Origin of the sequence: Flavobacterium sp. GCM10022190 (assembly GCF_042656445.1) — a bacterium.
Lineage (GTDB): Bacteria > Bacteroidota > Bacteroidia > Flavobacteriales > Flavobacteriaceae > Flavobacterium > Flavobacterium nitratireducens.
Genome location: NZ_JBHSOQ010000002.1, coordinates 181,698 through 203,029, shown reverse-complemented (window position 1 = coordinate 203,029; position 21,332 = coordinate 181,698). Strand labels below are relative to the sequence as shown.

Genomic DNA, 21,332 nt, shown 5'->3' with positions numbered 1-21,332 from the left:
TTTATTTTCTAACTTTTATTTATTAATAATGAAAATTTGGCTTCACCCTTAGTACTATTTTAACGAATCAAATACATTTTTGGTGCAATAAAAAAGAGTCTGTTTAAAAAAACAGACTCTTTTTTGTTTACCATGTCTATAAAGTATTTCTTTTAATTGAGTTTCTTTATTTTAATACTTCTGAAACTTACCTCATTACCATGGTCCTGAATTAATATGTGACCCTGAGGTGCTTCCCCAAAATTAGGCCATACTTTATACTTACTTATAGCGACCAAATCACGAAAAGCTTGTGATCCTCGATCATACTCAACAACCTTGATTCCATTTAAATAGTGTTCAACATGATTGTTAGGATATACTATAATTCGAGCTGTATTCCAATTTCCAGGTTGTTTAAAATAGCGTGTGGATTTGTCTGATTTAATCAAATCATACAATGAAGCTAGTGTTCTGTTGCCTTCACGACCTAATTTGGCATCTGGATGCAGGGTATCATCAAGTAACTGATATTCAAGTCCAATTGCTGAACCTTTTGTATCTTCTTTTAAGGTGACAAAATATTTTATACCACTATTTGCGCCTTTTGTTAATTTAAAATCAACCGATAAGTCAAATGCACTATATTGATTATTTGTCACAATATCTCCCCCATTAGTAGACTCTCCTCCAGAGGAAGGTAAAACTTTTAAAATTCCATCCTTAACCTCCCAACCTTTATCTGGAAAAGTGCTCTTATTTGCTCCACGCCAAGAAGAAGCTGTTACTCCATCAAACAATAATTCCCAACCACTTTCTTTTTCATATGTACTAAGGGTATTAGGTATCAAATTAACTACATAAATCCCCCTAGGAAATGAACGTGCTTGGATGTTTTTTGTTTGAATACGGATATTCTTCCAATATATTTTACTTGATTCCTTTGCAGTCTGTCCAATCGAGTGTACTTGTAAAGCCAATAGTCCTTCATTAGTGTTTAGCGAATCAATTAAATAGGAAACGGGTATATCATCTAACCAGGTTTTTACTGAATTACCAATACATTCAATACGGATTTTATGAAATACATTAGGTGTAAAATCTTGTCGGTCATTTTGATTATAGGAACCTGGATACAACCATTGTCTTCGGCCTTCATCATAAATTCCTCCGCTCCATTTACGAGAAGATGGATCCAATTCGTACTGATAACCATAAATCATCCCTTTTCCATTATTCCCTTTTGGATCAAAATTGCTTTTGAATTGTATGCCTGAATTAGTATTGATATCTGTTATCATCGTTTCCATTTCTAGTACAAAATCACCTTTAAATTTCTGGTTGCTTACTAAAAATGAATTAGGCGAATTATGAATAGTTGAACCTACAATCATTCCTTTTTCAACTTTAAAAGGGGCAGATCCTGTTATTTGTTTCCATCCATTAAGGGTTTTACCATCAAACAAAGATTGCCATTCTTTACTTTGTGCGACAGAATTAGCCGCCGCAAATAATAATGCAATTATTATAATTTTCTTCATAAGTCAATTTTATTTAAAATTAAATTGCGATTCCCATTTTTGAATTGTGTTTTTATAAATAGCTTTATTCATCATATGAACACAGCAAGCAGTCCTAGCACCTGTTATAACATTTGATACAGGATTTGAATTAGTTACTATACATTTATGAAATTCATGAAATGCATACCAACTACCATCTTTTGTTTTCTCTTTCAAAATAGGAACTCCTCCCTCCTTATTCCATTCTATTTTAGATGCTCCAGTTACCCCATCAACCGTTTCAAGTTCTTTCTTAGTTTGTGCTTCAGGATAAAAAATTCCTTCATCCATGAGCAATTCAATAGTTCCCTTTGTTCCTTTTAACTTAAAAAGATAGCCATCTTTAGCATTTGCACAAGTGGCTCCAAAATTCCCAATCATTCCGTCTTTTTTATAACGAAGAATAGTTTGTACATTATCATAGGTTTCTCGTCCATCTTTGAAAAAATCAATTCCTCCTGTACCAATGATTTCATCTGGATGGGTATCAAATGCCCAATTAATAAAATCAACCTGATGCGATAATAATTCAGCTGGCAAACCACCCGAATATTCCTTATACATACGCCAATTTACCTGTTTGTCTGAATAGCCATTTGGGACTGTTCTTCGCCAATTAGCATTTCGATCCCAACGACAGTCAATCTGAGTTATTTTCCCCAAATAACCATTGTCTATCATTTGTTTTACTTTAAAATAAAGTGGTGTATAGCGATATTGATGTCCTACCTGTACTATTTGATTGGGATATTCCTTAACTAATTTTACTAAAGCAAGTGCTTGTTCCGCATTATAAGTCATTGTTTTTTCTAAATACACATGTTTACCTGCTTTAATAGCTGAAACGGCTATTTCATAATGCGAAGACAATGGCGTAGCTATCACTACAGCATCAATTGATTTATCATCTAATAATTTACGATAGTCTTTTTCATAGAGCACATTGGATTTAAACATATTTTTAGCCTGATCCAATCGAAAATCTAAAACATCACATAATGCCCTCACTTGAAATTTATCGTGCATATCCTTCAGAAATGAACCCAGTCCTATTCCTCTATCACCACATCCAATTATTCCTATTGAAATAATTTTTTCAGGTTGATCATTGAGTGAATAAGCGTGTAGCATTTGCTGATGTAGTAGTAAACCTGCTGTAAATAGGCCAGACTGCCGTATAAAGTTTCTACGATCCATAAATAAACATAAATTAAAATTTTAAAATCAGCTTTTACCGCTATTATTTATTATTACTAAATACTAGGAACAGAAAATATTAGTTTAAGAAAACTATTTTAAACATAAGCTATAAAAACACTTACTCTATTGTTAAATTATACATTATAATATTCTTCCCAACCTTTTCTAGGTGGAGGTCCCATTAACAATTGATTTGCTTTCTTACTATTTGTTATTATTTTTCTTTTTCTGTCAAAGGCAATCTTTTCACCAGTCCATTGAGCCACAACACCTAAACAAAAAACTTGACTTAATGGTCCAGCAATTGCAAATGGAGAACGGCTTTGCTCCTCTCCTTTACATGCCTTAAGAAAATTAGCAAAGTGGTTTGATGAACTTAATGGCACTTCTGGCAACTTATTAGCCATTTGTTTAGCTTTTTCTTCTGGTATAATAGACAATGTACTACCATGTGATCCTCCTTTAAAGATGAGATCTTTACTATAAATAATTTTTCCAGGATTAAGTTTAGCGGGTTCTATTGCTCCTGTACTAGGTGGTGGAATACTTGGATCAAGTCCTTGTACACCGTAACCTTCAGGTATTGGAGGAAAATTATCTACACCGTCATACCATTTTACTTCTACCGGAGGCATATCAGCCCGTTTAGGAAACTTGAATGAAAGTGTGGTAGACATTGGATAAAAGAAATCATTATGTCCATCTAATTTCAAAGGATCAACTTCATATGGAAGCCCTAAATCTAAAAACTGATGAGCTGTATCCAGAATATGTGCTCCCCAATCTCCTAATGCTCCCATTCCAAAATCAAACCAGCATCTCCATTGACCATTAACAAAATCTTTATTGAAATTATGTCCATGTGTTTGCATCTGCCAAAGATCCCAATCTAAAGTTGAAGGAATTTGTTCTTTTGGTGGAAACGATTTTATATTAGGATTCCAAGTATGCCATCTTCTTGGCGAATTCATATGTGCAGTAATTGCGGTAACATCTTTTATTATTCCCGCTTCCTTCCAAGCTTTAAATTGAAAATAATTTTGCTCTGAATGCCCCTGATTCCCCATTTGTGTAACTACTTTAGAGTTTTTAGCCGCAGCCTTCATCATTAATTCGACTTCATGAAAAGTACGTGCCATAGGTTTTTCAACATATACGTGCTTTCCTAAGCTTATAGCCATCATCGTGATAGGAAAATGTGAAAAATCAGGTGTACCAATACAAACCGCTTCAAACTGGTTTCCCATTTTATCGAATAATTCTCTAAAATCCTTATATCTTGGAACTTTAGGAAACATTTGTAAAATCTCAACTGTATGAGGCGCTTCCATATCTACATCACAGAGCGCAACAATATTTGCAAGACCAGTACTGTATAATTCTTTAATGATTTGTGCTCCACGATTTCCAATACCGATGCAAGCTAAATTAACTTTATCAGCACTGCCAAAAATTTTTGCACTTGCAAATATTGCCTCAGGTGTTGCCATTGCTACTGAGGCTAACAATGTATTTCTTAAAAATTTTCTTCTTGAATAATCCTCATTGAACATACTAATACAAATTATTGTGTTAAAAAAATACCTACATCAATATAGAAAAAATACTTAGCTTTTTTATGTTTTTCCAACTATTTAACTTAAAAAACTTTTACAAAAGTAAAACGTTTTAGCAAAAATAAATGAATTAATGAATTCACCTATTTTAAACTATATTATTTATCAAAAAATTCATGTTTTTTTTCAATTAGGGAATTTAATTTCTACTATTAATATGCAACAAAAAATGCTACCAACTATGTATTAATTCATATTGATAGCATTTCAAACTCTAAGCTTTTGTTCGTTTACAAACTATAAAGATTATATATATTGGTTGATGATATTTTCAAAAAGCTCTTGTTTTCCACTTTGCAATTGCAATTCACCGTTTTCTTGAGCAATTTTGTATAAATCCTCTAATCCTAATTTACCTTCTTCAAATTCTTTCCCTTTTCCAGAATCGAAAGAGCTATATCTTTGTGTTCTTAATTTGTCATAAGGACTAGAAGTGATTATTTTATCAGCTGTTAGTAAAGCTCTTGCAAATGTATCAGCTCCTCCAATGTGTGCTAAGAATACATCCTCCATATCGGTTGAGTTTCTTCTGATTTTTGCATCAAAATTAACTCCTCCTCCTTGTAATCCTCCAGCTTTCAAGAAAACTAACATCGCTTCAGTGATTTCTTGGATATTATTAGGGAATTGGTCTGTATCCCATCCGTTTTGGTAATCACCACGGTTAGCATCTAAGCTTCCAAGCATTCCAGCATTAGCGGCAACTTCAATCTCATGTTGGAAAGTATGTTGTGCCAATGTAGCGTGGTTTACTTCAATATTGATTTTGAAATCATCTTGTAAACCATATTTATTTAAAAACCCAATAGCTGTAGCCGAATCAAAATCGTATTGGTGCTTCATAGGTTCCATTGGTTTTGGCTCAATAAAGAAGTTTCCTTTAAAACCTTGTGCACGAGCATAATCTCTAGCTTTTACTAAAAATTGTCCCATGTGGTCTAATTCACGTCCCATGTCAGTATTTAATAAAGACATATAACCTTCACGACCTCCCCAGAATACATAGTTTTCTCCACCTAAAGCAATAGTTGCATCCAAGGCTAATTTTACTTGACCTCCTGCTCTAGCCACTACATTGAAATCAGGATTCGTAGCCGCTCCATTCATGTAACGTGGATTAGAAAAACAGTTTGCCGTTCCCCAAAGCAATTTTGCACCTGAAGCAGCTTGCTTTTCTTTTAAATATTCAGTGATTGTTGCTAATCTTTTTTCTGATTCTGCAAACGTAGCTCCTTCTTGCACTAAATCATAATCATGGAAACAATAGTAATCAAATCCCATTTTAGTGATAAATTCGAAAGCTGCATCTGCCTTGTCTTTAGCTGCTTGAATTGGGTCATTAGCTAAATCCCAAGCAAAATTTTGTGTTCCAGGTCCGAATGGATCTGAACCTTGACCGCAGAATGTATGCCAGTAAGCAATAGAAAACTTAAACCATTCTCTCATGGTTCTTCCAGCTACTACTTGCTCTGGATTATAATATTTAAATGCTAAAGGATTATCTGATTCTTTTCCTTCAAATTTAATTTCGCCAATACCTTTAAAGTATTCTTTATTACCTATTAAAGCCATTTTATTTTGTTTTTATTTGTTGATAATGAGTTCTAATTCTTTTTTCCAATTTTGGTATGCCTGCAAATAAGGTGTTTTATTTTGCAAAGGCATATAGGTCATTACATGATCGTTTTTGATAATATTGTCTCCAAAACTTTTGTAATCACCATCAATCAAGCCTACGGCTCTCGCTGCACCTACTGCTCCTGTAGTATTGTAAATTTCGATTTCGTGACCAATAAGTGTTGCTACAGTATTCGAGAAAATCTCAGAACGGAATAAATTATCATTTCCAGCTCGAATAACATCAATTTTGGTATTATCATCCTTCATGATTTCCATTCCGTATACAAAGGCAAAAGCAATACCTTCTAATGTTGCACGATACAAATGTCCATGACCATGTTTGTTTAAATTAACATTCAAAAAATGACTGCCAATGTTATTGTTGTTAAACATACGCTCCGCACCGTTCCCAAAAGGAATTACAACAACACCATCAGAACCTACTGGAATATCCTCTGCTTTAAGATTCATATTTTCATAAGAATCATTTCCACAAAGGTTACGCAACCAGCGGTATTGTATCCCTGCTCCATTGATACACAATAATTTCCCTACAGTTGGTTGATCATTGGTGTAATTTACATGAACAAAACTGTTGATTCTGGAAGTTTCTTTTGATTTTAAATTATCGGTCACAGCATAAATCACTCCCGAAGTACCACCTGTAGCCGCTACTTCACCCGGTTTCAAAATATTTAATGACAAAGCATTATTAGGCTGATCTCCTGCGCGATACACAACAGGAATTCCTACTGGAAGTCCAGACGCTGCAGCACCTTGCTCATTTAAAAAAGATTGATTACTAAAATTTTCAACAATAGAAGGTGTCAATGTAGTATCAATTCCGTAATAATCTAACAACCAATTCGCCACTTTGTTTTCTTTATAATCCCAAAGCATACCTTCAGATAAACCGTTCTTAGTGGTATTAATTTGGCCCGTCAATTTATAAGCAATGTAATCCCCTGGTAACATATACTTATCAATTTTAGCATAAAGCTCTGGTTCATTTTGTTTAACCCAAGCCAATTTAGAAGCTGTAAAATTCCCTGGAGAATTTAAAATATGAGTAGCACATTTTACCTCTCCTAAATCTTCAAAAGCTTTATCACCTATTTGTACCGCTCTACTATCACACCATATAATTGAATTTCGTAACGATTTACCATCCTTATCTACAACTACTAAACCATGCATTTGATACGAAATACCAACTCCTGTAATTTTCGAAGCATCAATATTTGCTTCTTTAATAGCTCTTTTTGTAGCAACACAGCAGTATTCCCACCACATTTCTGGATCTTGCTCCGCCCAATCTTTTTGATAGGCAGTTATCTCCATTTCATTAGTAGGTTCATGAAGACTGATTATTTTTTTTCCTGTTGCCGATTCAACAATGGCAACTTTCACAGAGGAACTTCCTATATCGTATCCGATGTAATACATTTTATAATTCTCTTAAGGTTATTTTGGCTTGGATAATTGCTTTTTTTCAAAACAAAACACCATACTGTTCTGTTCCGGTATGCAAACGTAATTATTTTTTTTAGAATATAAAACATCTTAATCCATTTTTTCATTAACAAAAAAGATAATTAACGAATCAACCACTCTTGAAACCATAAAAAAAGCCCGTAAGTAAAATGCTTACGAGCTTCTATTCAATTACTAACTTAAATAATCTTGCTGATGTAATTCAAAAAAAAATTAAAAACCTTCTTTCAAAATAGCATAAACCAATTCTTTTGTTGGTTTTTGATCTTTTAATTTTTCTCTAACTACTTCAAAAGTCACTTTAAAATTACAGCCCGTTTTATAATCACTACAACCATAGGCCGTATTCCCTTTTATTACCGTTCCTTGTTGGCATTTTGGACAACTTAACGTATCTGGGGTTGATTGCTTTATTGTCTTCTTCGCCTCCAATACGAGTTTAAAATCATCATCAAAACGGAGCAAACCTTCGATATTTCCTGTTTCTGTTTTAAAATCTTTTAAATTTACCGTAGAACCTTTTTGAAGTAATCGTAAATATTGATTTTCGGATATTTTTTTCTCTGCAAAAACAAAAGGCAATACAAAATCACAACCCGACTTGTGGTTTCTACAACCAAAAGCTGATTTTCCTTTTATCAAAGTGGTCTTTTTACATTTAGGACAAACCTCAGCAGCAATTCCCGCTGACTGCTTTTTCTCGACTGCCACCTCCTGCTTTTGAATACTTGCTGTATGTGAAATATTAGCATGAGTAGTTTCCTTTCGTACTTCATAGACCAAAGCATCTACCATACTTTTCATATTATTGATAAAAGCTGAAGCGGTAAAAGTACCTTTTTCAATATCCTTTAATTGTTTTTCCCAAACTCCAGTTAATTCAGCCGATTTTAATAAATCATTTTGGATGATATCAATAAGCTGAATTCCTGTTGGTGAGGGCAATACCTGCTTTTTATTTCGAACAATATATTGGCGTTTAAAAAGTGTTTCAATAATATTCGCTCTGGTTGATGGACGTCCAATACCATTTTCTTTCATTAACTCGCGTAAATCTTCATCATCCACCTGCTTACCAGCTGTTTCCATAGCACGTAATAAAGTAGCTTCTGTAAACTGATTAGGAGCTTTTGTCTCTTTTTCTAAGAATGATGGTTGGTGCGGTCCTTTTTCGCCTTTTACAAAATCAGGCAACAAATCTGGTTCTTTTTCTTTAGCGTTTGGATCTTCAAAAACTACTCGCCATCCTTTTTCCAGAATTACTTTCCCGGTAGTTTTAAAAACAACATCGGCGGCTTTACCAAGCACAGTCGTATTGGCTACCAAACAATCATCATAAAAAACAGCAATAAAACGTTTTACAATAATATCATAAACTTGTTGTTGATTATAAGGCAAATTGATTTCGATACCTGTTGGAATAATCGCATGGTGATCGGTGACTTTTTTGTCATTAAAAACCTTGGCCGATTTTTTAATTTTCTTTGCCAAAACAGGGGCTATCAACGCCGAATAATTATTCAATTTTTGAAGAATACCAGGAACTTTTGGGTAAATATCACTGGGTAAAAAAGTGGTATCTACTCTGGGATAAGTAATTACTTTTTGCTCATATAAAGTCTGGGCAATTTTAAGGGTTTCCTCTGCCGAAAATCCAAATTTCGTATTGCAATAGACCTGTAAACCTGTCAAATCAAATAATTTAGGAGCAAATTCATTTCCTTTCTTTTTTTCAATCGAAATGATTTCAAAATCACTTTCCTTGACTTTATTGGCTAATTCTTCTCCTTCTTCTTTATTAACAAAACGTCCTTCTTCGTAACTAAAAGGCGTCTCTCTATAAAGCGTTTGCAACTCCCAATAAGGCTGAGGAACAAAATTCTGAATGTCTTTGAAACGCTCTACAACCATCGCCAAAGTTGGTGTTTGCACCCTCCCGATTGACAATACCTGCTTGTAACCGCCATGTTTTACCGTATACAATCGAGTGGCATTCATTCCTAAAAGCCAGTCACCAATAGCTCTCGAAAAACCAGCATAATATAAATTATCGTAATTGGATGCAGGCTTTAAATTTTCAAAACCTTCCTTGATTGCTTCTGTTGTTAACGAAGAAATCCACAAACGCTTTACTTCACCTTTATAATTGGCTTCATTTATGACCCACCGCTGAATAAGTTCTCCCTCTTGCCCAGCATCCCCGCAGTTGATTACCAATTCGGCTTTATCAAATAAACTTTTTACAATATTAAACTGCTTTTGAATCCCTGAATTTTGAACAACCTTAGTTTCGAATTTTTCAGGAAGCATCGGAAGATTATTCAAATCCCAACTTTTCCAATACGGTCTGTAATCGTTGGGTTCTTTCAAGGTACATAAATGTCCGAAAGTATAGGTTACAATATAACCGTTGCCTTCAAAATAGCCATCACGCTTAGTATTTGCCCCTAAAACAGCGGCTATTTCTCTTGCTACACTTGGCTTTTCGGCAATACAGACCTTCATTTTTCTCCTTCTAATTTAAGGCTGCAAATTAGGCATTTTGTAATGGACTCTAAAACGAATTCCTCAAGAATTATGAACGAAATACAATTCGCTATGTTACTTTAAAGCAAATCAAGAACATCACAACTGGGAAAATGCAAAATGGGAAAATTACAGGAATTCGCAATAAAACAAAGTTCAGCCGCTTTAGTGTGTAACTGCAAGGCTAGTGCTGTTTTATCTTTTTGTAGTATCAACACTTTTGGATGCAAACGAATTTCAACAATTCGTCCGGAACCATCATGTGCTACTTCTAAATCGGCTTCGGCATTATCCTCATAGGAAATCACATCAATTCCATTCTGGGAACAAACATACAAATAAGACATCATGTGACAGGAAACTACGGCACTCAGCAATAAATCTTCTGGATTATACAATGAAGGATTGCCTTTAAATGCTTTAGCAGCTGAAACATCTAAAACAGGTTTCCCTTCAATAGCTATTTGGTGTGTTTTACTGTATCTTCTACTAATTGCTGTTTTTTCAGTTGTAGAACTCCAATTTAATTTCGCCTTAAATAAATGTTTAAATGCCATAGAATTAGGTTGAAAATTCAAATATAACCAAATAAGGCTTATCCTCTTTTCTATTTGAAAACTTAAAATTTAGGATTTTGTAAACATCGTTTAAGAAACGGCTTCTTTACCTTTGTCACAAAACCGAATGATAATTTATATCACAAAACCGAATTAGAATCATTCAGCCTCAAATTGTAAAAGATGAAAAAAATAATATTGTTCTCCCTAGCTCCCTTTTTATTTGCTTGTAATACAGCTAAAATAAATAATCCAAACAATCAAAATTTGACGGTTACCGAAAAATATTGGAAACTAATTGAAATTAATGGTGAGAAAATAACCGCTGAAAATTTTGTAAAAGAACCTCATTTTATTTTAAAATCCAATGACAATAGGATTATAGGAAACAGTAGTTGTAATTCTTTTTCAGGCACTTATGTATTAGACACTAAAACAAATAGGATTTCTTTTTCACAAATGATTTCTACCAAAATGGCCTGTGTCAAACCTACTGTTGAAGAAGCTTTTTTAAATATTTTAAAAACGACTGATAATTATTCCGTTAAAAATGATACCTTACAATTGAATAAAGCTCGAATGGCTCCTTTGGCAAAATTTGTAGCTGTATACCTTAAATAAATGAATTATGTTAAACTGGAACGACCTTATAAAATTTGCCACTCATGGCAATCCTAAACCTCCCGAAAGAGTAGAAAAAACGGATGCTGAATGGGAAGCTCAATTAACAGCAGAAGAATTTTACGTATGCCGTCAAAAAGGAACAGAAAGAGCCCATAGTTCAGAAATGTGTAATCTTTTTGAAGCGGGAAAATATGCCTGCAAATGTTGCAAAACCCCTCTTTTTGATTCAACTACTAAATTCCAAAGCGGAACAGGCTGGCCATCCTTTACACAACCCATAGCGATTGAAAACGTAGCTTATCACAAGGATGTAAGTTATGGCATGATTCGTATCGAATGCGTGTGTAATGTTTGCGATGCGCATTTAGGACATGTTTTTCCTGACGGACCTCCTCCGGGTGGTTTGCGCTATTGTATCAATGCGGTTTCAATTGAAAAAATTAAAGATTAAATGATTTAAACCATTAAGGAATTAAGATAAATTAAGAATTTAATGTGTTATTTTAAATAACAAAACCCGACAGCTTTTTTCAACGCTGTCGGGTTTGTTATTAATAGTCAAAACTTAATTTTCCTTAATTCCTTAATGGTATATAACTAAAAATATTAGTTCATTAGGAAAACAACCAATCCTCTGGCTCCGTGAGCTCCAAGAACTAATGATTGCTCTATATCTGCTGTTTTAGAAGGCCCTGCAATGAAAGTCCCAAAACCATAATCTAAATCACCTATACGCTCATAGGCTTGCTGCATAAAGGGAACGATATCTTTCTTATTTACGATAATGGCCAAATATTGCGGAATAAAGGGAGAAACTCTTTGACCCAAAATAGCATCTGTTACCCAAAGCGCTGAATTTTCAGCCACTCCAAAATGTGCTTTCACAATAGCTAATTCTACATTTTGTAAACTATGCGGATCATCGTTTGTCCAATTGGTTTCGGCAATATCAGCAAATTCTGGGAGTGTAGTAATTTTTCTTTTGTCAGTTGGATAATGGGTTGCTATGTAAGCTTTAATTTCGTCTAAACTACCTACTTCCTCAACAAAACCTCCAATTCCAGTTAAAACCGTTTTATACGTTTCAATAACATCAATTTTGTCCAATCCTAAAAAACTAATACTAGGCAATTCATTCGCTGATGAAGGCTGATTGTTTTTTATCTTATTTAAAATACTATCTCTACTGCTCATTATTTCTTGTCTTTAGATTCTTTTGCTTTTCTGGCATACCATTCTCTAAATGATTCTTCTGGTGCTGCAGGCATTTCTCTTTGTTTGTACCAGGCATTCATGCTATTATTTACCATAAAAGGCATATTCTTCACTACAAATCTTCCTGCCTTACCAGCAATTTTAAATACCGTTGGATTGGCTAAAACAGCCGACATTCCTTTCATCGCCATCGTTTTAGAAGAGGGTGTATAACCTTCTTTTACCAAAACCTGACGCCATTTGTACAATTGGTCATGAATGTCAATTTTTACAGGACACACATTGGTACAAGACCCACATAATGTACTGGCAAATGGCAAATCGGCATTCTTTTTCATGTCTAAATTTGGCGCCAAAATAGAACCAATAGGACCAGCAACGGCATTGTGGTAACTATGTCCTCCACTTCGTCTGTACACCGGACAAGTATTCATACAAGCGCCACAACGAATACATTTTAAAGAATTTCTAAATTCCTCACGGCCTAATTGCGTACTTCTGCCATTATCAACAATTACAATGTGCATTTCCTGCCCTTTTCTAGGCTTTTTAAAATGACTCGAAAAAGTAGTAATCGGTTGTCCTGTTGCGCTACGCGCTAAAAGTCTCAGAAAAACCCCTAAGTGTTTACGCTCTGGAACTAATTTTTCAAATCCCATACAAGCAATGTGAACATCAGCAAGATGCGCACCCATGTCGGCATTTCCTTCATTGGTACAAACCACAAACTCTCCTGTTTCGGCAACTGCAAAATTCACTCCTGTAAGTGCTATTTTTCGAGTTAAAAAAGTATCTCTTAGTTCTTTACGAGCTGCTTCAGTCAAATATTGTGGATCATTATTCCCTTTTTCAGTCCCCAGATGCTCATTAAACGTATTACTAACATCTTCTTTTTTCAAGTGAATGGCAGGCAATACAATATGACTTGGAGGCTCTTGTCGTAATTGAACAATAAATTCTCCTAAATCGGAATCAATTACTTCAATACCGTTGTCGGCTAAATATTCATTCAAATGACATTCTTCGGTAAGCATAGATTTGGATTTTACCATTTGGGTAACTCCGTGCTTAGCAATGATCGAATGTACTATTTTATTGTGTTCGGTTGCATCGGCAGCCCAGTGCACAATGATTCCGTTTTCTTTGGCTTTGGCCTCAAATTCATGTAAATAATGATGCATATTAGAAAGCACATTATTTTTAATATTCGAAGCAGTCTCACGAAGTGTTTCCCATTCTGGGATGGCGTGAGCTGATTTATCTCTTTTGGAACGAACAAACCAAAGCGTTTCATCATGCCAGTTGACACGTTCTACATCTTTGTTAAAACGTGTAGCGGCTTCGCTATGTTGTATTATTTTTTCTGAAGACATCTTATAGTAGTTTTCTATAGACCATTAGTCCGTTTAGAATCAATTTTTATTTACAAAATTCAACACATTTTCATGAATAGAATGCTCTCCTTGAACCGCATCTGCACTTACCTTTTTTAGAAAAATATTTTCTATAGGAAGTTCTTTTTGCCCTAATATTCTGGAAACAAACTTCACATTAGTTGCTTTTACATTATCCAAATATACGTTTTTAATAGGAGTTAATCGGCGTTCGATTGTTGGAACTAAATCTTTCCATTGGTACAAAACATCGGTTTCTATGCCCAATATTCCTTGGTCAATTTTACCAGAAGTAATATTGCTCATGTAGATATTTTTGACATAACCTCCTCTGCGTTCATTGGTTTTGATAAAAAGAAGGTGATTGAGTTTTGCCCCATCAATAACGGTACATTTATCAATAAATACATTTTCGATTCCACCTGATAATTCACTACCAATGGCTACTAATTGATGTCCATTTTTGACAGTACAATTGCGCATCACAATATTTTTGGAAGGGGTATTCAATCGCCAAGCGTCTTGATTACTTCCTGATTTAATCGCAATAGCATCGTCACCTTGGTCGAAAACACAATTTTCGATTAACACATTTTGACTCATTTCTGGATCCACACCATCGTTGTTGTGACCGTGAGCATATACTTTTAAATTGCGAAGTACCACATCTTTAGACAAAAAAGGATGAATCGTCCAAAAAGGACTATTGGTTATCGTAACACCATCCATCAAAATATTTTGGCAACGATTAAATTGGATAAATTGCGGACGAAAATTGGCTGTATCATTAACCATTTGTCGTTCTTCCATTGGTTTGTTGTAGGAAGCTAGATAGTACAATCTTTTTAGACTTTCCATGTGTGGTTTTGGGCGTTTGAACCATATTTTCCAAACATCCATTTTGGCTTTCAATTCGCCTTCTCCAGTAATGGCTATATTTTTGCATTGGTACGCATAAATCAATGGCGAATAATTATAACATTCATAGCCTTCCCAAGTACTTCGAACAGCAGGAAGATAATCTTTAGGATTTTCTGAAAAAAGTAATAATGCACCTTTGTCTAAATGCAAATTGACGTTGCTTTTAAAATGAATTTTGGCTGTCAACCATTCGCCTTCAGGAATAACAACGATTCCTCCACCAGCTGCATTCGCTTTGGCAATAGCATCGCTTATGGCTTTAGAAGTTTTGTCTTTATCACCTTTGATAGCTCCAAAATCTACAATAGAAAATTTAGGGCATTTGCTAAAATCCGGTACGTTGATGGCAGGCATTCTAAAAGGTGCTTCTACGGTAATTTTTTTTACAGTAACCGTAGTCTTTTCTTTCTTGAAGGATAGAAAAACAACTGATAAAAGAATTACAAAACAAAGGGTTATTTTTTTCATTTCACTATTTTTAAAAATCAAATCCCAGTTTTAAAGTGAAGAATTTAATATTTCGGCAATATGAATCGTCTTAATTGGACTATTTTGACGTCGCAAAATTCCTTCCAAGTGCATCAAGCAAGACATATCACCACCAGTAATATACTCTACTTGGTGTTTTTCGTGGTCTTTGATGCGGTCTTGCCCCATTTTTACAGAAATGGCTTCTTCAGTTACACAAAAAGTACCTCCAAAACCACAACATTCATCTTTTCTACTTAAAGAAACTAATTCTAAACCTTCTATTTTTGTCAACAATTGTTCCGGTTTAGAGAAAGGAGCTGCATTTAACTCACTCATTTGCGAAAGCTTCAATCCGCGCTGTCCGTGACAACTTTGATGCATTCCTACTTTGAAAGGGAAATTCCCTTCGATAGATTCTACTTTTAAAACATCCGTTAGAAATTCTGTAAGTTCATACACATTATTTCTAATATGTGTAGCAGCAGCTTCATTCTCTTTCGAATGAAGGTGATCCTTCACGTGTAAAGTACAACTTCCAGAAGGACAAACGATATAATCAAATTCAGAAAAATTAGCCACAAAATTAGTATCACAACCTTCGGTTAAATGAGCATAACCACTATTAGCCATTGGTTGTCCACAACAGGTTTGATTCATTGGAAAATGCACTTCACATCCCAGTTTTTCTAATAATTCTAAGCTTGCAATACCCACTTGTGGATAAAATTGATCCACATAGCAGGGTATAAAAAGTCCAACTTTCATATACTTTTTTTTTGTTTTTCTACTAAAAAAAACTGCCTATCGTAATTCGTTAAGTGGAATGAGGATAGGCATTTTTTATTAATGTTTATAAAATTTTAAATCAATTAAATCATTCTGAATTGGTTTTGTATTCCAACTACTGTGAATGGCTAGTGCAGCTCCTAAAGAGCTTGCCTGTGCCATAGATGCCGCATATACCTCGACTGTTGAGAATGCTTCTGCCAACAAATTCATATAAATGGAATTTTTACTAAAACCACCATCTACAAAAATTTTCTTTACAAGACTATTGTGAATCACCAAGTTAGTCGAAATAATTTGTTGCGCAATTAAGTCCAACATCAACTGATGGTAAGCTTCATCGTAATTTTCAAATTCTGATAAATCTCTTTTGTTAAAAGGACAATTTTTCAAAATTTTACTATCACCCTTAGTGTACTGCTTGAATTTTGCCCGCAATTTAGTAATTATATCTTTATCGTATAGCACATTTTTGTAACTATCCTCAGCAACGTTGAAGTGTTTAGCTAATTTTAATGATTGAATTTCATGTTCATTACCTGCAAATAAACGGGAAGCTTTTACTGGTTTTCCTTTGTAATGCAAGAAACACAAACAGTCATTTTGCAACTCATCAAAAGTTAATTTCTTATTATTAAAAGGGTTCATGGTAATTACCCAAGTTCCTGTGGAAAGTAACACAAACGGATCTTCAAAATTGATAATATATGGAATCAATGCCGAAGAACTATCATGCAATCCAATACCAACCGCAGTCCCATCTTCAAGAGTAACAACCTCTTCTGAATTGTGAATTGGAGCTAATTTTTCACTGATGTTTTGCTTTTTTGTCCATTTATGGTATTTCATTTTATTGAAATTCCAAAGATTTGTATGGCATCCAATACTTGTAATATCAGTAAAACCTTGTTGGGTTAACAAAAAACTCATGTATTGCGGTAAATGCAAGCAATATTTTACCTTATCAAAAACCTCAGGGTTTTCTTTATTTAATCTGTAAACCTGCATGCCTGAATTTAAACTTCCTAAAACTGGAGAAGCAGTTTTCACTGCGAAAACTTCTTCTCCTTTGTATTTAGAATAAAATTTATCTTGTAATTTCTTAGGATATGGTTTTAAATAATTGTACAAAGGAGTCAAAGGATTGCCTTTTTCGTCAACATACACAAAACTAGCACCGTAGGCACTAAAATTAACTGCTTTTAGATTGTATTCTGTTTGCTTTTTCATTTGCTCCCAACACCCCAAAAACCAATCTTTTAGAGCTACTATATCTTCGCAAGGAAATCCATCTTCATCAACTGTTTCCGGAAGATTTACTGAATTTTCCCAAACAATTTGATAACTTTCATTAAACAGAAAGGCTTTTTTATTGGTTTTTCCAATGTCGAAAATGGCTACTGCATTCATTTAATATTCTTTTTTTACAATCCTGTTGCTACTGTTTTTAAACCTCTTTCTCCAATTAATTCATTGCGCACACCTAACTGACGGTATAATGCAACTGGATTAAGAGCAGCACCAGCACGTAGACGAGCTTCGGCAACTAATGCACGAACATCTGTACGGAAAGCATTTTGTAAAATTTCCTGAGCTTTAACAACATCATTTTCTTCCTGAGCAGCTTCTAAAGCTTTTCTATCTACAGAAAGAGCCTGAGCATAAGCTATCATAATAGCCTCAACAGATTGCAATAAATCTTCCATTGGATCTTTTACGTTGTGAGAAGCATCAATCATCCAACCTAAACCTGTAGCATGATCAATACCTTTAGCATCCATACCTTCTACTAATTCGTTGAAAATCAAAAACAATTGATATGGTTTTAATGAACCAGCAGTTAAATCGTCGTCTCCGTATTTAGAATCATTAAAGTGGAATCCTCCTAATTTATCTTCCATCAATAATAAGGAAACGATTTGCTCTATATTAGCATTTGGAAGGTGGTGACCTAAATCTACCAAGGTTTTTGCCTTATCCCCTAATTTTTTCACATAAGAATACGATTGTCCCCAATCAGCAACTGTAGTGGAATAGAAATTAGGTTCCGCACATTTGTATTCTAAGAATAATTTCCAGTTTGAAGGTAATGCTTCATAAATTTCCTGTAAACTCTCTAATGTATTTTCGTAAGCTTTACGGAAATTCAATTGCCCTGGAAAACAAGATCCGTCAGCTAACCAAACAGTTAACGACTCAGAACCTAACTCAACACCTTGTTGGATAACATCAATGTTGTGTTGAACGGCTTGTTTACGGATTGCTTTGTTTACGTTTTGTAACGAACCAAATTTATAAGAAAATTGACTATCAGCCTGATCTTGGAAAGTATTTGAGTTTACAGCGTCAAATTTCAAACCATGTTGAGCAGCCAAAGCTTTGATAGCATTTCTATCTGTTGGAATATCCCAAGGAATGTGTAAAGAGATTGCTCCAGAAGCATTATTTAAAGCATGTAACAAACCTACATCTTCGATTTTTTCTTCCAAAGAACGAGGTTCTCCACCACCTGGAAAACGTCCAAAACGAGTTCCTCCCGTACCTAAAGCCCAAGATGGAATTGCAATTTGGAAATCAATTAATTTTTGGATAATATTTTCTGATTCAGCAATTTCTGAAAGAGTGAAAACTAATTTGTTTTTATGAGCAGCATAAAGTCCGTCATTATGAGCTGCAATTTTATTAGAATCTAATATCATGATAATTTAAATTTTAAGGTAAATAAAAAACTTCTTTGAGCGAAACACTCACTGGTGAATTGTCTGGATTGGCATCCATAATATCTCCCATAAATTTCCACCATTTTTGCATAACAGGATGTTTAGGCAATTCATCTAAACGACTTGGATCTTCAATTTTTAAAACACCAAAAAGGGCATGTGTACCTTCATCAAAAAAAATAGAGTAATCTTCTACTCCTACACTTTTCAATAAATCAGCTAATTCAGGCCACAATTCATCATGCCTTTTTTGGTATTCTTGAACCTGACCTTGATGCAATTGCATTTTAAATGCTACTTTTTTCATAAATTAAGATGATACTAAAAAGGCAGTCATTATGCAATAAACCACCTGAGTTGCTAAAGAATATTTGTTTTTTAAAAAAGGAAAGAAATTTACAGATGCATTTCTTGACTAAGAAAAATCTAACGTCCGAAAATAATCGGACGCTAGATTAATCAATCTAAAAACTAACATCTAAAAACTATCTGTAAAAGCCCATTGCAACACCACCGTCAACATTTAATGCATTTCCTGTTGATTTGCTTAACAAACCTCCAACGAAAGCATAACATGCATTAGCAATATCGTCTGGCAATATAATTTCATTTAATAAAGTACGCTTAGCGTAGTAAGCCGGTAATTCAGCAACAGTAATTCCGTAAGCTTTAGCACGTCCTTCAGCCCATCCTCCAGACCAAATATTTGAGTCAGAGATTACAGCATCAGGGTTAACTGTGTTCACACGGATTTTATCAGCACCTAATTCAGCAGCCATCAAACGAGTCAAGTGAGCCTGAGCCGCTTTAGCTGAACCATATCCTGGGTTGTTTGGTCCTGCAACAACTGCATTTTTAGAAACGATGTTTACTATATCCCCACCGAATCCTTGTTTACGCATTACTTCGATTCCTGCTTTAGAAACAATAAATTGTCCTTTAACCAAGATATCATATAATCTGTCCCACTCTTCTAATGAGTGCTCAGCAATTGATTTAGAAATACTGATACCAGCATTATTTACAACTATGTCAACACCACCGAATGCTAAACAAGCAGCGTCTAAAGCTTTAGCTGTACTAGCATCATCAGTAACGTTTAATAAAGTACTAGAAACTGCATCTCTACCGAAAGTTTTCTTGAAATCAGCAGTAGCTCCTTCCAAACGCTCTTCGTTGATATCATTGATTACAACACAAGCACCTTCTTCAGCAAATTTCTTAGCGATAGCCTTACCAATACCACCGGCAGAACCAGTAATTAAAGCAACTCTTCCAGATAATGCTTTTGGTTTTGGCATACGTTGTAATTTAGCCTCTTCTAATAACCAGTACTCGATATCAAAAGCTTCTTGGTGAGGTAATGAAGTATATTCAGAAACTGCTTCAGCACCTTTCATTACGTTTACAGCATTAGTATAATATTCAGATGCCAAACGAGCCATTGTTTTATCTTTTGCAAAAGTAAACATACCTACTCCTGGGTATAAAATAACCACTGGATTTGGATCACGCATTGCTGGTGAGTTTGATTTTTTACAAGTATTATAGTAATCCGTGTACATTTGACGGTAAGCTTCGAAAGCTGGAGTTAATTTAGCTTTGATAGCATCAACATCAGATAAATCTTCGTTTGGAGCCAATTCAATCACAAGAGGACTGATTTTAGTTCTCAAGAAGTGATCCGGACAAGAAGTTCCAAGAGGAGCTAATTTCTCTAAATCATTAGAGTTGATGAATTCTAAAACTCTTGCATCATCAGTATAGTGACCAATCATTTTACGCTCTGAAGAACAGAAACCTCTTAAGATTGGAGCTAATTTAGCTGCCTGTAATTTACGAGCCTCTTCAGAAAGACTTTCGATTTTTTGACCTCCAAAAACAGGACGGGTTTTTCCGTAGTTAGACTCTAAATACTCAGCACATTTTTCAATTACTTCAAGAGTGTTTACATAGCTTTCGTAAGCTGTATCTCCCCAAGTAAATAAACCGTGAGAACCTAACATGATTCCTTTTAATTTTTTTCCGTTTTTCTCCGCTTCTTCTAAACAAGCTCTTAATTGAAGCCCTAAGTCGAAACCTGGACGTTGCCATCCAACCCATCCAATCTCTCCGTTGAATAACTCTTCAGTGATTTTAGCACCATCTTTTGCAGCAGCAATAGCAATAGCTGCATCCGGGTGTAGGTGATCGATGTGAGCAAATGGCAAGAAACCATGTAATGGCGTATCGATTGAAGGCGCTTTTGAAGCTAAATCAAAAATACAGTGGTTGAATAATTCCACCATTTCGTCCTCAAATTCGATACCTCTGTATACATTTTCTAAATTGCGTAATCTTTCTAAGTAAAGAGCAGCACAACCTGATTTTGTTAATGTTCCAATATCTCCACCAGAACCTTTAATCCACATTACCTCAGTAGCAGCTCCAGTCAACGGATCTTTATCGGTAATTTTTACAGATGTATTTCCTCCCCCATAATTAGTTAATCTCAAATCTGCCCCTAATAAATTAGAGCGATAAATAAATAGAGCTACTTCATCACCTGCTAATTCAGCAGCCTTAGCATCATCCCATAGGTAACTTACGTGTTTAAAAGTCATTGTATTAGTATTTGACATTGTTATTTAAATTTAAAATTGTTATT

The 21,332-nt window shown here is 34.7% G+C and carries 17 protein-coding genes; 2 read left to right on the top strand and 15 right to left on the bottom strand.

The genetic code is table 11. The features are described 5' to 3' along the window. Positions 1–152: 152 nt before the first annotated feature. From ACFPTQ_RS07870 to ACFPTQ_RS07840, 7 genes are all read right to left on the bottom strand, one after another. The gene (locus ACFPTQ_RS07870; RefSeq protein WP_379776017.1) at positions 153–1,520 is read right to left on the bottom strand and encodes a 3-keto-disaccharide hydrolase; all 1,368 of its coding nucleotides are present in this window, start codon (positions 1,518–1,520) and stop codon (positions 153–155) included. Between the two features lie 9 nt (positions 1,521–1,529). Then, positions 1,530–2,738, bottom strand: coding sequence for a Gfo/Idh/MocA family protein (locus tag ACFPTQ_RS07865; RefSeq protein ID WP_379776015.1), 1,209 nt, complete (start codon positions 2,736–2,738; stop codon positions 1,530–1,532). A 137-nt stretch (positions 2,739–2,875) separates the two neighbouring features. Then, positions 2,876–4,294, bottom strand: a complete 1,419-nt coding sequence (locus ACFPTQ_RS07860) for a Gfo/Idh/MocA family oxidoreductase (protein WP_379776013.1) — start codon at positions 4,292–4,294, stop codon at positions 2,876–2,878. A 309-nt stretch (positions 4,295–4,603) separates the two neighbouring features. Continuing rightward, positions 4,604–5,929 (bottom strand): xylose isomerase, encoded by a 1,326-nt coding sequence (xylA, locus tag ACFPTQ_RS07855; protein ID WP_379776012.1) that lies wholly within the window; start codon positions 5,927–5,929, stop codon positions 4,604–4,606. A gap of 12 nt (positions 5,930–5,941) precedes the next feature. Beyond that, positions 5,942–7,423, bottom strand: a complete 1,482-nt coding sequence (locus ACFPTQ_RS07850) for a xylulokinase (RefSeq protein ID WP_379776009.1) — start codon at positions 7,421–7,423, stop codon at positions 5,942–5,944. Between the two features lie 261 nt (positions 7,424–7,684). Next, positions 7,685–9,976, bottom strand: coding sequence for a type IA DNA topoisomerase (locus ACFPTQ_RS07845; protein ID WP_379776006.1), 2,292 nt, complete (start codon positions 9,974–9,976; stop codon positions 7,685–7,687). 101 nt (positions 9,977–10,077) lie between these two features. Then, positions 10,078–10,554: an OsmC family protein gene (locus ACFPTQ_RS07840; RefSeq protein ID WP_379776003.1), complete on the bottom strand. Its 477-nt coding sequence runs from the start codon at positions 10,552–10,554 to the stop codon at positions 10,078–10,080. 183 nt (positions 10,555–10,737) lie between these two features. On the opposite strand from ACFPTQ_RS07840, the gene ACFPTQ_RS07835 reads away from it, so the two are divergent. Both ACFPTQ_RS07835 and msrB read left to right on the top strand, forming a co-directional pair. Continuing rightward, positions 10,738–11,175 carry an META domain-containing protein gene (locus ACFPTQ_RS07835; RefSeq protein ID WP_379776001.1) on the top strand — a complete coding sequence of 146 codons (438 nt, stop codon included), beginning with the start codon at positions 10,738–10,740 and terminating at the stop codon, positions 11,173–11,175. A 7-nt stretch (positions 11,176–11,182) separates the two neighbouring features. Further along, a complete protein-coding gene (msrB, locus tag ACFPTQ_RS07830; protein ID WP_379775998.1) occupies positions 11,183–11,629 on the top strand; it encodes a peptide-methionine (R)-S-oxide reductase MsrB in 447 nt (148 codons plus the stop codon). Positions 11,630–11,784: 155 nt separating this feature from the next. On the opposite strand, the gene ACFPTQ_RS07825 is transcribed toward msrB, so the two are convergent. From ACFPTQ_RS07825 to ACFPTQ_RS07790, 8 genes are all read right to left on the bottom strand, one after another. Beyond that, positions 11,785–12,372, bottom strand: coding sequence for a LutC/YkgG family protein (locus ACFPTQ_RS07825; RefSeq protein WP_379775995.1), 588 nt, complete (start codon positions 12,370–12,372; stop codon positions 11,785–11,787). After that, positions 12,372–13,766, bottom strand: coding sequence for a lactate utilization protein B (locus ACFPTQ_RS07820; RefSeq protein ID WP_379775992.1), 1,395 nt, complete (start codon positions 13,764–13,766; stop codon positions 12,372–12,374). The genes ACFPTQ_RS07825 and ACFPTQ_RS07820 overlap by 1 nt, the downstream gene beginning before the upstream one ends. A gap of 39 nt (positions 13,767–13,805) precedes the next feature. Further along, on the bottom strand, positions 13,806–15,176 hold the full coding sequence (locus ACFPTQ_RS07815) for a glycoside hydrolase family 28 protein (protein WP_379775989.1): 1,371 nt from the start codon (positions 15,174–15,176) through the stop codon (positions 13,806–13,808). 30 nt (positions 15,177–15,206) lie between these two features. Next, entirely contained in the window at positions 15,207–15,944 is a 738-nt protein-coding gene (locus ACFPTQ_RS07810) for a (Fe-S)-binding protein (RefSeq protein ID WP_379775986.1), read from the bottom strand. Between the two features lie 78 nt (positions 15,945–16,022). Continuing rightward, positions 16,023–17,375, bottom strand: a complete 1,353-nt coding sequence (locus tag ACFPTQ_RS07805) for an FGGY-family carbohydrate kinase (RefSeq protein WP_379775983.1) — start codon at positions 17,373–17,375, stop codon at positions 16,023–16,025. Between the two features lie 14 nt (positions 17,376–17,389). Continuing rightward, entirely contained in the window at positions 17,390–18,664 is a 1,275-nt protein-coding gene (locus ACFPTQ_RS07800) for a TIM barrel protein (protein WP_379775980.1), read from the bottom strand. A 13-nt stretch (positions 18,665–18,677) separates the two neighbouring features. Further along, complete coding sequence (gene rhaM, locus ACFPTQ_RS07795) at positions 18,678–18,992, bottom strand: L-rhamnose mutarotase (protein WP_379775977.1); 315 nt, start codon at positions 18,990–18,992, stop codon at positions 18,678–18,680. Between the two features lie 178 nt (positions 18,993–19,170). Then, positions 19,171–21,306, bottom strand: a complete 2,136-nt coding sequence (locus tag ACFPTQ_RS07790) for a bifunctional aldolase/short-chain dehydrogenase (protein ID WP_379775974.1) — start codon at positions 21,304–21,306, stop codon at positions 19,171–19,173. Positions 21,307–21,332 lie beyond the last annotated feature (26 nt).